This window comes from Streptomyces sp. NBC_01351 (assembly GCF_036237315.1).
In the GTDB taxonomy this organism is placed as follows: Bacteria; Actinomycetota; Actinomycetes; order Streptomycetales; family Streptomycetaceae; genus Streptomyces.
The window spans coordinates 5,567,427-5,582,025 of the sequence record NZ_CP108356.1; the positions used below are offsets into that span (position 1 = coordinate 5,567,427).

Sequence of the window (14,599 nt, forward strand, 5' to 3'; positions counted from 1 at the left end):
TCCTTCCATGGGGGCGCGGCTCACCGCGTCGGAGTAATCCACAGGCGAAACGCGAGGTCGGATTCCTGCCGGACTTCGGCGGGCGGCGCCGCCACTCTGGCGGGCATGGACACCACGTACTGGGCGAGGCCCATCGAGGAGACGGCGCTCAAGGAGCTCCGCGTACGGGACGACGCGGGGCGGGAGTGCGTCCCGTACCGGGACGAGGAGGGCGGCGCGCCACTGCGCTGCTGCCTGCGGGCGAGCGGGGCCGGCGAGCGGATCGCGCTCGTCTCGTACGCGCCGCTGCGGCGCTGGGCGGCCGGTATGGGCACGGACCCGGGGGCGTACGACGAGCAGGGGCCCGTCTTCATTCACGCCGAGCAGTGCGCGGGGCCCGCGGAGGGCGGCGGCCACCCCTTCGCCCGCGCGGGCGTGCAGCGCACCGCCCGCCGGTACGACGCCCGCGGGCACATCCTCGGGGGGCGGGTCCTCGACCTCGGGGAAGATCCCGACGGGGTGATCGAGCGGGCCCTCGACGAGGCCTTCGCCGACCCGGAGGTCGCCCTCGTCCACCTCCGCGCCGCCGAGTACGGCTGCTTCCTGTTCGAGGTCCGCCGGCCCACTGTCAGCCTCGCCGGCGGGCGATCCTGACACGGGGAAGGGGGCGGGCGCCGCACAACGGCACCCGCCCCCTTCCACACCGCTCACGCCCGCCCGGGGGTCAGCCCTGGCGGAGCTCCTCGGCGACGAGCTCGGCGATCTGGACCGCGTTCAGGGCCGCGCCCTTGCGGAGGTTGTCGTTCGACAGGAACAGCGCGAGGCCGTTGTCCACCGTCTCGTCGGCGCGGATGCGGCCCACGTACGAGGCGTCCTTGCCGGCGGCCTGGAGGGGGGTCGGGATCTCCGACAGCTCGACGCCGGGGGCGTCCTTCAGCAGCTCGTAGGCGCGCTCGACGCTGATCGGGCGGTCGAAGCGGGCGTTGACCTGCAGGGAGTGGCCGGCGAAGACCGGTACGCGCACGCAGGTGCCGGAGACCTTGAGACCGGGGATCTCCAGGATCTTGCGGGACTCGTTGCGGAGCTTCTGCTCCTCGTCGGTCTCGAAGGAGCCGTCGTCCACGATCGAGCCCGCCAGCGGGATGACGTTGTAGGCGATGGGCCGCTTGTAGACGCCCGGCTCGGGGAACTCCACCGCGCCGCCGTCGAAGGTCAGCTGGTCGGCGGCCTCCGCCACCGCGCAGGCCTGGCCCTTGAGCTCGGCGACACCGGCCAGGCCCGAGCCGGACACGGCCTGGTAGGTGGTGGCGATCATCGCGGACAGGCCGGCCTCTTCGTGCAGCGGGCGCAGCACCGGCATCGCGGCCATCGTGGTGCAGTTCGGGTTCGCGATGATGCCCTTGGGGCGGTTCTTGATCGCGTGCGGGTTGACCTCGGAGACCACGAGGGGGACCTCGGGGTGGCTGCGCCAGGCGGAGGAGTTGTCGATCACGACGGCGCCCTGCGAGGCGACCTTCTCGGCGAGGGCGCGGGAGGTGGCGCCACCGGCCGAGAAGAGCACGATGTCCAGGCCGGAGTAGTCCGCCGTCGAGGCGTCCTCGATGGTGATCTCCCGACCCTCCCACTCGAGGGTCGTGCCGGCCGAACGGGCCGAGGCGAACAGGCGCAGCTCGTCCACCGGGAACTTGCGCTCGGCGAGGATGCCGCGCATGACTCCGCCGACCTGTCCGGTGGCTCCGACGATTCCGACCCTCACGGTGACTCCTTTTGCTACGTACGACGCGGGCGCGCGTGGAGCCATCATGCGTTCGACCCCACGAGCCTTGTCCAATCCATTGTCCGCAGTACGGACGATCTGCGGCGCGGAACGGGTGCGCGGACCCCTCAGTCGCGGACCCGAAGGCTCCACTTGCCCCTGGTGCGGACGGAGAGATGGCCGGGCGGGACGGCGTACACCCCCGGCTCGGTGCACACCCGCTCCCCGGGCAGCAGGTGCTCGTCGAGGGCGAACAGCGGGGTGATCGCCTGGTCGTGCCGGACCTCCACCTTCGCCCCGACCCCGCGCACCAGCACCACGTCCGGGCCCCGGCCGGAGAGCTTCCGCTCCAGCACCGGGGCGGCGTTCAGGGGCAGCACCTCCAGCTTCCACGGGACGGTGTCGGGGGCCTCGACCGTCACGTGGACCCAGCCCTCGGGGCCCACGGCGAGCGGGCCGGTCACCGGGTGGCGGTGGTTCGCGTGCGCGACGAGGTGACCGCCGCCGCCCGCCTGGGTGGTGAACACCTCCATCTCGGCGTCCTTGGCGCGCCCGCGCTCGACCCTGAGCAGGGCGGGCGGGCCGTCGTACCGCAGGACGGCGGTGCCTCGTCCCGAGACGACGCCCGTCCCGAGGGTCTGCACCGTGTCGGCCGGGCGCAGCCGCAGCCGCCAGTGGCAGTTCGCCGTGATGCGCAGCCGGAACCGGTGGCCGCCCGCGCTGAACGCCAGCAGCTGTCCCCGCAGGCCGTGGCGGTCGCGGTAGAAGACCAGGAGCGGCGTGTCCTGCCCGTCGATCCGGTCCGCCGTGAAGTGGGTGTCGGAGTCCGTCGCGCCGAGCGCCTCGTACTCCAGTAGCGCCGGGTGGCCGGGCTCCGGGTTCACCAGGGTGACCTCCTGCTCGCCGTGCCCCTCGTGCACGACGTCGGCCCAGCCGCCGGGCCGTCCGCGGTCCTGCCGGGTCGCCGGGAGGGGCTCGGCGGCGGCCGGGGCCGGTGCCTGCGTGGCGGCGACCGGCGGGGGCGCGGCCGTCCCGGCCTCCACCTTGTCGACCTCGGTCATCGCCGGACCGGCCACCGGGGCGGCCGGGAGGGCCTGCGGGCGTATGCCGTAGTCGGCGGCGAGGGCGGCCGGGCCGCTGGTGTAGCCCTGGCCCACCGCGCGGAACCGCCAGGCCCCGTCGCGGCGGTAGCACTCGCCGAGCACGAGCGCGGTGTCCATGGTGGCGCCCGTCGCCTCGTACCGGGCCGCCGGGGTTCCGTCGCCGGCCACCACCTCCACGTACAGCCCGTCGACCGCGCCGAAGCGCCCGCCCGCGGCGATCGCGGTGATCAGGATCCGCTGCACGGCCGGCTCCACGGTGTCCGGGTCCACCTCCAGCCACTGGACGAGCAGCCCGCCCTCCTCGGCCCCGCCCAGGTGCCGCACGGCGCCGGACGGGTGCGGGGGCCCGCCGGCCAGGACCACGTCGTCGTCACCGCGGACCCGGCCGGCGGCGTCCAGCAGGACCGCCGCGGCGGCCACCGCCGGAGCTCCGGGCCTGGCCGCACGCGCCACGGTGATGCGGAACGGGCCGCTGGTCAAAGGGGTGTTGGCCCCTCTCTCGATGATCGGCATACCGGCATCCTGTCATTGGCCCGGGGCAGCGAGAAGGGGCCGGTGCCATCGGCACCGGCCCCTCCGTCATGCGGTCACACGGTCACACCGTCACGCGTTCGCGCTCACGCGCACGTGCTACGGCAGGACCTTCTCGATCTGCACGCTGCCGGTGCCGGCGGCGGTGCCGCGGCCGTTGAGCAGCTGGACCTGGCCGAAGAACTGCCGGCCCTCGGGAGCCGCGCCGCTGACCAGGACGTTCGCCGAGATCTGCGCGGTGGCGCCGTTGGCGAGGTTCACCGCGGCGGCCTCGTCGACCTGGACGGAGCCCAGGGCGGCCGAGAAGAACACGTCGCGGTAGTCGTACGTGGTGGAGCCGGCCGGGACCGCGTAGCCGATCACCTTGACGGTGTAGGTGCCCGCGGCCGGGTTCACCAGGCTCACGGCCTCCTCGGAGTCGCCGTCGGCGGCGGAGCCGACCTTGATGCCGTCCTTGTAGACCTCGAGGTCGAGGTCGGCGGCGGTGTCGGAGACCTTGCCGATCGCGACGTCGAGGCGCGAGGTGCCCTCGGCGACCGTGACCTCAGTGGTGTGGGTCTCACCGTTGGCGATGGTCGGCTTGGCGACCTTCGCGGAGCCGAGCGGGCCGCCCTGGAGCTTGCCGCCGGCGATGGCCGCACCGTCGTTCTTGACGGTCCACTGGACCGGGGCCGGGGTGCCCTGCTTCACCTCGGGCAGGACCTTGACCGCGGGGTCGAAGGCCGCGCCGAGCACCGAGACGTTCAGCTGGAACGGGTTGTCGAGCAGCGGCGACGTACGGCGCGACTCGACCTCGATCTCCCAGACGCCCGGCGTCGGCTCGGGGTACGAGCGCACGTCAGGGCGGCAGGTGTTGGCCGGGTTGTCGTAGTTCGGGTAGCAGTTGACCGTGGAGGTCGGGTCGACCGGAACACCGTACGGGTGGATCGCGATGAAGCGGGTCTGGCTGCCGGCCGCGAGACCGCCGAGGGCGACCTCAAGGCTCTTCGCGCCCTGCGGGACGGTCACGAAGTACGACTTGTGGGTGTTGCGCTGCACGGAGGAGGCCTCCGAGAGCGTGAAGGACGGCGAGGCCAGCGGGGCCGACGCGACCACGGTCGAGAGGATCTGCTTGTCGATGCCCTCGGTGGTCTCGTCGTCCAGCTGCAGGATGCCGCTGTGCACGCCGGCCGTCTTGGCCTTCGCCTCGACCTTGATGGTGACGGGCTTATTCAGCGGCAGGGTGACGTAGTCGTAGCCGCCGATGACCTTGAACGTGCCGTCGTCGTTGCGCCAGCTCAGGTTGTGCCGGGTGCCGTACTTGACGCCCGTGGTGCGGGTGACGACGACGTTGTAGACCTTCTTCTGGCCGACCTTGAGACCGCCCTCGCGGTCGTAGAGGCCGGTGCCGAAGCCCGGGGTCTTCAGGAACTGGTCGATCGCGGTGTCGACCGGAGCCTTGACCGTGAACTCGTTGGCCTTCGCGTCGCGCTGGATGGACTCCCACGCGCCGAGGACGTCGATCAGGCCCGAGCCCTGCGCGTGCGCGGGGACGTCGGCGATCTTCTTGGCCGAGCTGGTGAGCGCGACCCGCAGGGAGGCCGGCGTCAGCTTGAGGTTCTGCTGCTTGGCGGCCGAGAGCAGCAGGGCGCTGGCGCCCGCCGCCTGCGGCGAGGACATCGAGGTGCCCTGGAGCATGCCGTAACCGGCCGGCAGCTCGTAGCCGGCCTCCTTCACGGGCTGGCCGGGCAGCCAGCTCTGGATGGTGTTGATCGAGGCGCCCGGGGCGGTGATGGTCGGCGTGAAGCCGCCGTCCTCACGCGGACCGCGCGAGGAGAACGGGAACATGTTGTACTTCGCCGTCACACCGGAGCCGTAGTTGGCGGCCCAGGTCTCCTTGGAGACCGCGGCGCCCACGGAGATGACCTTGTCCGCGAGACCGGGGTCACCGATGGTGTTGATGCCCGGGCCCGAGTTGCCCGCCGAGATGACGAGCTGGACGCCGTAGGTGTCGATGAGGTTCTTGTACAGCTCCGAACGGGCGTTGTTGCCGTCGTTCAGCGCCGGCAGGCCACCGATGGACATGTTGACGATGTCCACACCGCGGTTGACGACGAGGTCGATCATGCCCTCGGTCAGCGCGATGTTGGTGCAGCCGCCGGACCAGGTGCAGGCGCGCGAGGAGACGAGCTTGGCGCCGGGCGCCTCGCCGTTCATCTTGCCGCCGAAGAGGCTGTTGGCGGCGGTGATGCCGGCGACGTGCGTGCCGTGCTCGGACTCGATGATGCCGATGTTGACGAAGTCGGCCTTCTTGCCGACCCAGTCCCCGCCGAGCGGGTCCATCGGGACGTCCTTGCGGATCTCGATCACGAACGGGATGCGCTCGGCGACCTCGGTCGCCGGGTTGTCCGTGCCGAAGTAGCCGATCTGGTAGCCGTCCTTGTACGGCTTCATCGGCTCGTTGTTCGTGAAGTCGCTGTCCTGGTCGGTGTCGACGCGGACGGTGCCGGCGGCGACGTCGTAGAGCATGCCGAACCGGTCGGTGGTGTCCCCGTCCCGGTTGACGTCGCCCTTCATGTCGCCGTTGGCGGTGATCGACTCGGAGAAGCGGCTCCACTGGAAGCTGCCCTCGGGGGCCTTCCAGCTCCCGCCGCCCGCGGTGAAGGTGCCGCCGGCGGAGGTGACCGGGGTGATCTGGGCGCGCCAGGTGGCGTCGCCGTCGGTGATCGGGTCGGTCGCGGTGACCCAGTCGACGATCTTGCGCTCGCCGGTGGTGGTCTTCTGGAGGGCCGGGTGGCCGAGGTCGACGCCCGAGTCCATGATGCCGATGGTCACGCCGCGGCCGTCGGCCTGCGGGTTCTGCTCGACGAAGTCCACCGCGCCGGTCTCGAAGGACGGGTTGTACGGGTTCTTCGCCGGGGTGTTCTTGTCCGGCGCCGGGTACGTCTCGGCCGCGGTCCGCTTGACCGTGCCGGTCTCCCGGTCGGAGTCGGGGCGCGGGTCCGGCAGCTGGATCTCGTGCCGCAGGTCGATGCCGTGCACCGAGGACAGCTTGGCGGCCGCCTTCAGCGCGGCCTCCGCCTGGCCGGTGGGCAGGGTGGCGCGCACGTAACCGAGCTTGTCGTACGTCTGGCCCACCGAGCCGCCGGGGACGGCGTCGAGCTGGTCCGCTACCTGCTTGGTCTGCCCGGGAGCGGTCGCGACCATGACGGTGACGGTCGCGTCACCCTTGGCCTTGGCCTCCTGGAGGAGCTCTGCATCGGCCGAACCGAGCTTCTGGTCAGCGGACTTGACGGCCGGGTTGGTTCCCGGGGCATCGGTTCCGTTCGCCGCGAAGACGGGCGCCGCGCCGGTGGCCGCGAGGGCGGCCACCAGGCCTGCCGCGGCCGCGACGCGCGCGACGCGTCTGGCCCCGGGTATGGAGCTGGGGGATTCGAGGGTCATCAGCATCCCTGGTAAGTGAAAGATACGGTCCGGATTTCGGTGCCGGATGACCGGTCAGCTTTGCGCAAACGACAGCTCTTTGGGGAGAGTTGTCATTGACCGATACCCGCCATGGCGGACACTCGCCAGCGCGGCGTATGCGCCAGCGCGGCCTTACCGGGACAGAGCGGGGTGAACCGCAGGGGTTGCCGAGCTGATTTGTAGATTTGGCGACCGAACAGCGGCACCGGGACGCGTTCGCGCCCCGGTGCGGGTGTGACGGTTTTGGATCGTTCAGCGCTCGCGCGTGCGCGCGTAGTGGCGGGAGGCCTTCGCCCGGTTTCCGCAGGCGGCCATCGAGCACCAGCGCCGCGTGCCGTTGCGCGAGACGTCGTGGAAGTGCAGGACGCACGTCTCGGAGGCGCACTTGCGGATCCGGTCGGGCGCGGTGCCCAGCAGCTCCAGGTAGTTCCGGGCGGCCGTCCAGGCCGGACCCCAGGTCGGGTCGTCGAACTCGGCGCGCTCGCCCGGCCCTTCGGCCGTCAGGGTGGCGCGGATGCGGCCGTGCTCCAGTACGGCGTCGACCAGCGTGCGGGCGCTCTCGTCGGCCGGGTGCGCCACCGCGCGGGCCAATGCCTCGCGGGCGGTCATCAGGTGGACGAGGGTCGAGGCGTCGGCGCGGAAGCGGCCGGCCAGGCCGGTGCTCTCCAGCCAGACCGCGAGCCCCTGCACCCGGGTCAGGCCCGCCGCCCCGGCGAAGAGGTCGAGCGGTTCGCCGTCGATGACCCAGCGGGTGTTGAGCAGGTCGAGGGCGACCGGCTCCCCGGTCAGGGGTCGTGGGTCCGCCGTCGTCATGTCCGTCTCCTCGCGCCGCTAACCCCTCAAGAGTACGTGAGCGGTTGACGCCCCTCTCTCTAACCGTTAATCTCGTTTTAGAAGGTTAGAACATCGAGAAGTCCTTTTGGGGAAGGAACCCGTCATGACGACTGCCGTCAGCAAACTCCGCACCGGGCACGTGGGTCTGAACGTCACCGATCTGGAGCGCTCGATCGGCTTCTACCGCGACAGCCTGGGCTTCGCGCTCCTCGCCGAGGGCAAGGAGGAGGGACGCCGGTTCGCCTTGCTCGGGCAGGACGGCGAGCTCGTACTCGCCCTCTGGGAGCAGGCCGAGGGCCCGTTCGCCCCGGCCGCGGCCGGACTCCACCACCTGGCGCTCGCGGCCGCCGACATCGAAGAGGTACGGGCGTACGAAGCGCGGCTGCGCGACCTCGGGGTCGAGTTCGCGTACGACGGCGTCGTCGCCCACGGCGAGGGCGCGGCCTCCGGCGGCATCTTCTTCCACGACCCGGACGGGATCCGCCTGGAGATCTCCGTCCCGACCGGCGCCGAAGGTTCGCTGGCCCCCGTCGCGGGGGCCCCCACCTGCGGCTTCTTCTAATCGGAGGGGCTTCTCATGTCGGAGGTACTCATGCCCGGGGCCTACCACTGGGGCTCGCTGGCCGTGCAGGAACGGGTCGGTGTGCGCGAGCTCGCCGAACACGTCGGCCGCTCGATCGGCACGGGCATCCGGGACGTCGCCGCGGCCTTCCTGGAGCTCCAGCCTCATCTGGTCGTCGGCGCCGCCGACGGATCGGGGCGACTGTGGGCCTCCCTGCTCACCGGCGCGCCGGGCTTCGTACGGGCCACCGGGCCGGACCGGATCACGGTCGCCGGGGGACTACCGCCGGGCGATCCGCTCACCGAAGCCCTGGCCACGGCCGGGACGAGGGTCGGCACCATCGCGCTCGACCCACGAACCCGTCGCCGGATGCGGCTGAACGGGACCCTGGAGACGACCGGCCGCGGCTTCGCGGTCCTGGCCGAGCAGGTCTTCGCCAACTGCCCCAAGTACCTGCAGAAGCGGCAGCCGCTGGACCTGGCCGCGGAGGGAGCCGGTGTCGTGCGGCGCGGCGTCGCCCTCACCCCCGGCCAGGCCAGGGCGGTCCGCACCGCCGACACCTTCTTCGTGGCCACCACGGCGGAGGCGGACGGGGTCGACGCCAGTCACCGCGGCGGTCTGCCCGGCTTCGTCGAGGTGCTCTCGCCGACCGAGCTGACCTGGCCGGACTACGCGGGCAACGCCATGTTCCTGACCCTGGGGAACCTGACGGCCGACCCGCGGGCCGGGCTGCTCTTCCCCGACTGGGAGACCGGGGCCGTACTCCAGCTCAGCGGCCGGGCCACGACCGAGTTCGGGCCCGACGGGAGCCGGGACGTCCGCTTCCGCGTGGAGTCGGTGGTGGAGGCCGTCCATCCGGGTCGGCTGCGCTGGAGCACCCCCGAGTACTCGCCTCACCTGGGCAGCACCACCAAGTAGGCGGCGGGCTCGCGGTCGCCGGACGCCGTCAGGGCGGTCCGGACGACCGCGGCCTGCTGCTCGGGCCAGTCGCGGAGCTTGCGCGGGGTGATGTGGATGACCGTCACCCCGAGCCGCTCCAGCGTCTCGCGCTTGCGCACGCACTCGGACCACTCCTCGTCCTCGCCCTGGCGCGGGGCGCGGGTGTCGATCTCGACGGCCACGGAGTGCTCCGGCCAGAAGGCGTCGACCCCGCCGAGGTGGGGGCCGCCGGGCAGGCGCAGGTCCACGTTCCAGACCGGCTCGGGGAGCTCGTAGCCGCGTACGAGGTGGTACAGCCGGTCCTCGGCGATGGCGCGGCCCTCCGCGAGGAGGGACTCGACGGCGTCGACCACGTGCGGCCGGTTCAGCAGCCGGGCCACCGTCAGCTCCCGTACGACGGCGGCCGGTTCGCAGTGCCCGCCGCGGACGGCCTCGCTGAGCAGTCGGCGCACGGTACCGGCGTCGTCGAGCTGGGCGACGGCGTCGGCGACGGCCCGCGCGACGGGCGCCACGGGGAGCCCGGTCACCTCCTGGGAGCGGGGCGGGGTGTGCGCACGCACGATCCGCACGTCCCCGGCGGCGCGGAGCCGACGGGTGCCGGGCACGAGCACGTCGATGTGCGCGAGGGCGAGCAGTGCGGGGGCGGAGGCGAACCGGTACAGGGCGAGCGCGGCCAGCCCGGTGATCATGGCCTCGCCGTGCCCGCGCCGGCCGGCGTACAGCAGGGCGGCGTGCAGCCGCTCCTCGCTGGTCGCGGGGCCGGAGTGGAGCAGGAACACCCCGGGCAGGATCTGCTGCCAGGGCCGCTCGGCGGCGTCGGCGGCGGTGACGCCGTGCTCGCGCAGCTGGGCGAGGGTGAGCACGCGGGGGCGGCTGCCGGTGAGGTGGGCGAGGGGGAGGGGTGCGTTCTGGTTCATGACGCGGTGATTCCCTCAGGCCATGGCCTTGCTAACCGGTGTTACACGCTCGTCGACAAACCCGGACAACCTGGGGCTAAAGTACGGGCGTTCGACTGCCGATGGGCATCCGCCGGTCGGGGGATGTGACGCGGGCCCGCTGCCGGTGCCCGGGTGCCGGAGCCGGGTGCGGCGCCGTTGCCGGGGGCGCTGCCCCCGGACCCTCCCCCAGCTACCGCTGGGGGTACCCCCAGCGCCTCAATCGCCGGCGGGGCTGAAATTGCCCTGCGGGCAATCCAGCCGTGCCTGGACGGCGGCAGCGGCTACATCCAGCCTCGCCGGCGTGTGAGGCGTGGGGGTCCCCCCGGACGGAGTCTGGGGGAGGGTCTGGGGCAGCGCCCCAGCAGCGGCGCCGCAGGCTAGAGGCCCGCCGCCGCGTCGCAGCGCTGCGCGCGCAGGGCTCGGGCTAGGTCGTCGCGGGACTCGAGTACCAGGCGGCGGAGCGCAGGGGCCGCGTCCGGGTGCTCGGAGAGCCAGGCGTCCGTCGCCGCGACGGTGGACTCCGGGTCCTGGAGCGACGGGTACAGCCCCTTCACCACGTCCATGCCGATCTGGATCGACCGCTCCGACCAGATCCGCTCGATGACGGAGAAGTACCGCCCCGCGAACCCGGCCAGCAGCCCCCGCTGCGAAGGCTGCTGCATTCCCGCGATCGTCGCCTCCACCAGCGCGTTCGACAGCGTGTCCGACTCGACCACCGCCGCCCACGCCTGGTCCTTGACCGCCGCAGACGGCCGCGCCGCCAGGCACCGCACCTGGTGCCGCTTGCCCGACGCCGTGTCGTCGCGCGAGAGCTCCGCGGTGAGTACGGCCTCGTCCACCGCCCCGTGCGCGGCCAGCGGCAGCAGGAAGTCCCAGCGCAGCTCCTGGTCCACCTCCAGCCCGTCGATCCGGGCGGAGCCGTCCAGCAGCCCCAGCAGCAGCTGGAAGTCGCCCTCGGTCGCCGCGCTCGCCGCGAAGAAGCGGGCCCAGGTCAGCTGGTGTTCCGACCCCGGCTCGGCCAGCCGCAGCTCGTGCAGCGCGCCCGCCGCCAGCTCCCGGCCGCCCTGCTCGCGCCGGTCGGGCGCCGAGTAGTGGGTGACCGAGGTCAGCGCCTGCGCGTGCAGCATCTGCAGCACGCCGACGTCCGTCTCGCGGCCCGCGTGGGCCAGTACCAGCGAGAGGAAGTCGCGCGCCGGCATCAGGCCGTCCCGCGTCAGGTTCCACAGCGCCGACCAGCTCAGCGCACGCGCCAGCGGATCGGTCAGGTCGCCCAGGTGCCCGCGCAGCGTGGCCAGCGAACGCTCGTCGAAGCGGACCTTGCAGTAGGTGAGGTCCTCGTCGTTGACCAGCACCAGGTCCGGCCGCTCCCGGCCCGCCAGCTCCGCGACGACCGTCCGCGCGCCCGCCACGTCCACCCCGGCCCGCGCGTAGCGGACCAGGCTGCCGTCGGACTCCAGCCGGTACAGGCCGACCGCGACCCGGTGCGGGCGCAGCTCGTCGCCCTCCTGGACCACCGCCAGCTCCGTCACGCGGCCGCCCGCGTCGTACGTCACCACCGGGGTGAGCGCGTTCACGCCGGCCGTCTGCAGCCAGGCCCGCGACCATTCGGCCATGTCCCGGCCGGAGACCTCGGCGAGCACCGACAGCAGGTCGTCCAGGGTGGTGTTCCCGTACGCGTTCGCCTTGAAGTAGCGCCGCGCGCCCTCCAGGAAGGCCTCCCGCCCGACGTACGCCACGAGCTGCTTCAGCACCGCCGCGCCCTTGGCGTACGTGATGCCGTCGAAGTTCAGCTTCGCGTCCTCCAGGTCACGGATGTCGGCCGTGATCGGGTGCGTGGACGGCAGCTGGTCGGCGCGGTAGGCCCACGCCTTGCGGCTGTTGGCGAAGGTGACCCACGCCTGGTCGAAGCGGGTCGCCTCGACCAGCCCGAAGGAGCCCATGAAGTCCGCGAAGGACTCCTTCAGCCACAGGTCGTCCCACCACTTCATGGTGACCAGGTCGCCGAACCACATGTGCGCCATCTCGTGCAGGATGACGTTCGCGCGCCGCTCGTAGGAGGCCTGCGTGACCTTGCCGCGGAAGATGTACTCCTCGCGGAAGGTCACCATCCCCGGGTTCTCCATCGCGCCCAGGTTGTACTCCGGCACGAAGGCCTGGTCGTACTTCCCGAAGGGGTACGGGTAGTCGAAGATCTCGTGGAAGAGGTCGAAGCCCTGCTTGGTGACGAGGAAGACGTCGTCCGCGTCGAAGTGCTTCGCCAGCCCCTTGCGGCACATCGCGCCCAGCGGGATCGTCAGGTCCCCGCGCGTGTAGGAGTCCGTCACGTAGTGGTAGGGGCCCGCGACGACGCACGTGATGTACGTGGAGATGGGCTTGGTCTCGGCGAAGCGCCACACCCCGCCCTCGCGCGACTCCTCCGCGCCGTTGCTCCACACCTGCCAGCCCTCGGGCGCGGTCACCTCGAAGCGGTAGGGCGCCTTCAGGTCCGGCTGCTCGAAGTTGGCGTACACCCGCCGGGCGTCCGCCGGCTCGTACTGGGTGTAGAGGTAGACCTCGCCGTCCTCGGGGTCCACGAAGCGGTGCAGGCCCTCCCCCGTGCGGCTGTACGCGCAGTTCGCGTCGACGACCAGGACGTTCTCGGAGGCCAGGCCGTCCACGGCGATCCGCGCGCCGTCGAACACGGCGGCCACGTCCAGCGCCCGCCCGTTCAGGGTCACGGAGTTCACCGAGGGGGCGATCAGGTCCACGAAGGTGGACGTGCCGGATGCCGCGGCCCGGAAACGGATCGTCGTCACCGAACGGAAGGTGCGGGGCCCCTCGACGGGCTCGGCCTCCTCCACTGCCGACCTGACGTCGAGGACCACCTCGTACCCGTCGACGGACAGCAGCTCGGCCCGTCCACGGGCCTCCTCGCGGGACAGGTTCTCTCCGGGCACGTGCACTCCTTCGTGCGTGATCGTGTTCTTGTGACGAATCCTCGCACGGGGGGAATGCGTCCGACTCCGTCCTGGTTGGCGAGACAGAACGGCAGCCAGTGATGCCTTTTTCACGACGGAGATTGAGGAGAGACATGACCGACACCCAGGTGCGCGAGAAGACCCCGGTCGACTTCTGGTTCGACCCGCTCTGCCCCTGGGCCTGGATGACCTCCCGGTGGATGCTGGAGGTCGAGAAGGTCCGTGACGTCGAGGTCCGCTGGCACGTGATGAGCCTCGCCGTGCTGAACGAGAACCGCCTCGACGAGCTGCCCGAGCGCTACCGCGACCTGCTCGGCCCCAAGGGCTGGGCCCCCGTGCGCGTGGTGATAGCGGCCCAGCAGAAGCACGGCGACGAGGTCACCGGCAAGCTGTACACCGCCCTCGGCACCAAGATCCACAACGAGGACAAGGGTGCGACCCGCGAGGTCATCGCCGAGGCGCTGGCCGAGGTCGGCCTGCCGGCCGAGCTGATCGACTACGCCGAATCCGACGAGTACGACGAGGTGCTGCGCGCCTCCCACAACGACGGCATCGACCGGGTCGGCCAGGAGGTCGGCACCCCGGTGATCTCGGTGCCCGGCGCCGAGGGCGACGAGGTGGCCTTCTTCGGCCCCGTCGTCACCCCGACCCCGCGCGGCGAGGCCGCCGCCCGGCTGTGGGACGGCACGCTGCTGGTCGCGGCCACGCCCGGCTTCTACGAGATCAAGCGCACCCGCACCAAGGGCCCCTCCTTCGAGTAGTCCCCGGGAGGCGGCTCGCCGCTTGCCCCCTTGACGTCCCGGTATGGGGTTCGACGGCGCAGGCGAAATCAGGGTCCCGCTCGGCCGCGAGGGCGGCCGGGCGGAGCCCGCGATACCGAACGACAACGCACCGCACGCAGCCCTGCCCGCACGCACCCGAGACCGGGTGCTGCGGGCAGCTTGCGTCGCGGTGCCACCGCTGTGAACGGCCCTCGGGATACCCCGCGCGGCGGGCGCCGCGCCACTACCTGCGCGGCACGGGCCGCCCGTACCGGGTGGACGCCCGCGCCCTGCTCGCGGTGGACGTCGTACGGGCGGAGGTCGAGCGGCGCCTGGCCGAATGGCGGGACGCGGCGCGGGCCCTGGGGGAGCCGGGGGCGTACGCGGCCGACAGCGGCTGGCGCGGGTGCGCATCACCCGGCGGGCCGGCGAGGGCGGCAGCGCGGACTGGTGGCCGGCGCTGCGCGGGGCGCAGTACCGGATCAGCGGCACGGTCCGGGTCCACGAGGACGGGTCGGTGGTGACCGACTACCGCTTCCAGGTGCACAAGAGCTGGAACTTCGACCGCGGGGAGTCCGAGTTCGGCATCCCCTTCGCCTCCTTCTCGAGGCTCCACGAGACGGGCCTGGCCCGCGAGTTCACGGCGGTCGGCGAGGTCGACGGCCTGGTGGACGCGGAAGGTGCGGAAGACGCAGAGAGCCCTCCCGAGTCACGTCCTCGGGAGGGCTCTCTGGTGGACACGCCCGCCGGCGAAGGTTGAGAAGACGATCACGAGGCGGACGGCTGTGGGGCGCC

Annotated in this window: 11 protein-coding genes; 5 read left to right on the forward strand and 6 right to left on the reverse strand. The window is 72.2% G+C overall.

The window, feature by feature from the left end; translation table 11 throughout:
- Positions 1 to 105 precede the first annotated feature (105 nt).
- Positions 106 to 633 (forward strand): DUF1203 domain-containing protein, encoded by a 528-nt coding sequence (locus OG625_RS25610; protein WP_329385514.1) that lies wholly within the window; start codon positions 106 to 108, stop codon positions 631 to 633.
- Positions 634 to 703: 70 nt separating this feature from the next.
- Here the strand turns inward: OG625_RS25610 and OG625_RS25615 are convergent, their stop codons facing one another.
- The 4 genes from OG625_RS25615 to OG625_RS25630 all read right to left on the reverse strand — a co-directional run bounded on the left by OG625_RS25615 (position 704) and on the right by OG625_RS25630 (position 7,626).
- Entirely contained in the window at positions 704 to 1,735 is a 1,032-nt protein-coding gene (locus OG625_RS25615; RefSeq protein ID WP_329385516.1) for an aspartate-semialdehyde dehydrogenase, read from the reverse strand.
- Positions 1,736 to 1,863: 128 nt separating this feature from the next.
- Positions 1,864 to 3,351, reverse strand: a complete 1,488-nt coding sequence (locus tag OG625_RS25620; protein ID WP_329385519.1) for a TerD family protein — start codon at positions 3,349 to 3,351, stop codon at positions 1,864 to 1,866.
- A 117-nt stretch (positions 3,352 to 3,468) separates the two neighbouring features.
- A complete protein-coding gene (locus tag OG625_RS25625; protein ID WP_329385522.1) occupies positions 3,469 to 6,792 on the reverse strand; it encodes a S8 family serine peptidase in 3,324 nt (1,107 codons plus the stop codon).
- Positions 6,793 to 7,065: 273 nt separating this feature from the next.
- Positions 7,066 to 7,626, reverse strand: coding sequence for a CGNR zinc finger domain-containing protein (locus OG625_RS25630; protein ID WP_329385524.1), 561 nt, complete (start codon positions 7,624 to 7,626; stop codon positions 7,066 to 7,068).
- 124 nt (positions 7,627 to 7,750) lie between these two features.
- On the opposite strand from OG625_RS25630, the gene OG625_RS25635 reads away from it, so the two are divergent.
- Positions 7,751 to 8,209: a VOC family protein gene (locus OG625_RS25635; protein ID WP_329385526.1), complete on the forward strand. Its 459-nt coding sequence runs from the start codon at positions 7,751 to 7,753 to the stop codon at positions 8,207 to 8,209.
- A 15-nt stretch (positions 8,210 to 8,224) separates the two neighbouring features.
- Entirely contained in the window at positions 8,225 to 9,127 is a 903-nt protein-coding gene (locus tag OG625_RS25640) for a pyridoxamine 5'-phosphate oxidase family protein (RefSeq protein ID WP_329385528.1), read from the forward strand.
- Here the strand turns inward: OG625_RS25640 and OG625_RS25645 are convergent.
- Complete coding sequence (locus OG625_RS25645; protein WP_329385532.1) at positions 9,103 to 10,065, reverse strand: hypothetical protein; 963 nt, start codon at positions 10,063 to 10,065, stop codon at positions 9,103 to 9,105. The two genes, OG625_RS25640 and OG625_RS25645, sit on opposite strands and share 25 nt — an antisense overlap.
- A gap of 398 nt (positions 10,066 to 10,463) precedes the next feature.
- Positions 10,464 to 13,022 (reverse strand): aminopeptidase N, encoded by a 2,559-nt coding sequence (pepN, locus tag OG625_RS25650; protein WP_329385535.1) that lies wholly within the window; start codon positions 13,020 to 13,022, stop codon positions 10,464 to 10,466.
- A gap of 134 nt (positions 13,023 to 13,156) precedes the next feature.
- Between pepN and OG625_RS25655 the strand changes: the two genes are divergently transcribed.
- On the forward strand, positions 13,157 to 13,804 hold the full coding sequence (locus OG625_RS25655) for a mycothiol-dependent nitroreductase Rv2466c family protein (protein WP_329385538.1): 648 nt from the start codon (positions 13,157 to 13,159) through the stop codon (positions 13,802 to 13,804).
- A gap of 406 nt (positions 13,805 to 14,210) precedes the next feature.
- Positions 14,211 to 14,564 (forward strand): hypothetical protein, encoded by a 354-nt coding sequence (locus tag OG625_RS25660; protein ID WP_329385542.1) that lies wholly within the window; start codon positions 14,211 to 14,213, stop codon positions 14,562 to 14,564.
- Positions 14,565 to 14,599 lie beyond the last annotated feature (35 nt).

Coding starts and splice junctions, on each gene's coding strand:
- OG625_RS25610 (WP_329385514.1), top strand. CDS start 106: ATGGACACCACGTACTGGGCGAGGCCCATCGAGGAGACGGCGCTCAAG.
- OG625_RS25620 (WP_329385519.1), bottom strand. CDS start 3,351: ATGCCGATCATCGAGAGAGGGGCCAACACCCCTTTGACCAGCGGCCCG.
- OG625_RS25625 (WP_329385522.1), bottom strand. CDS start 6,792: ATGACCCTCGAATCCCCCAGCTCCATACCCGGGGCCAGACGCGTCGCG.
- OG625_RS25630 (WP_329385524.1), bottom strand. CDS start 7,626: ATGACGACGGCGGACCCACGACCCCTGACCGGGGAGCCGGTCGCCCTC.
- OG625_RS25635 (WP_329385526.1), top strand. CDS start 7,751: ATGACGACTGCCGTCAGCAAACTCCGCACCGGGCACGTGGGTCTGAAC.
- OG625_RS25640 (WP_329385528.1), top strand. CDS start 8,225: ATGTCGGAGGTACTCATGCCCGGGGCCTACCACTGGGGCTCGCTGGCC.
- OG625_RS25645 (WP_329385532.1), bottom strand. CDS start 10,065: ATGAACCAGAACGCACCCCTCCCCCTCGCCCACCTCACCGGCAGCCGC.
- OG625_RS25655 (WP_329385538.1), top strand. CDS start 13,157: ATGACCGACACCCAGGTGCGCGAGAAGACCCCGGTCGACTTCTGGTTC.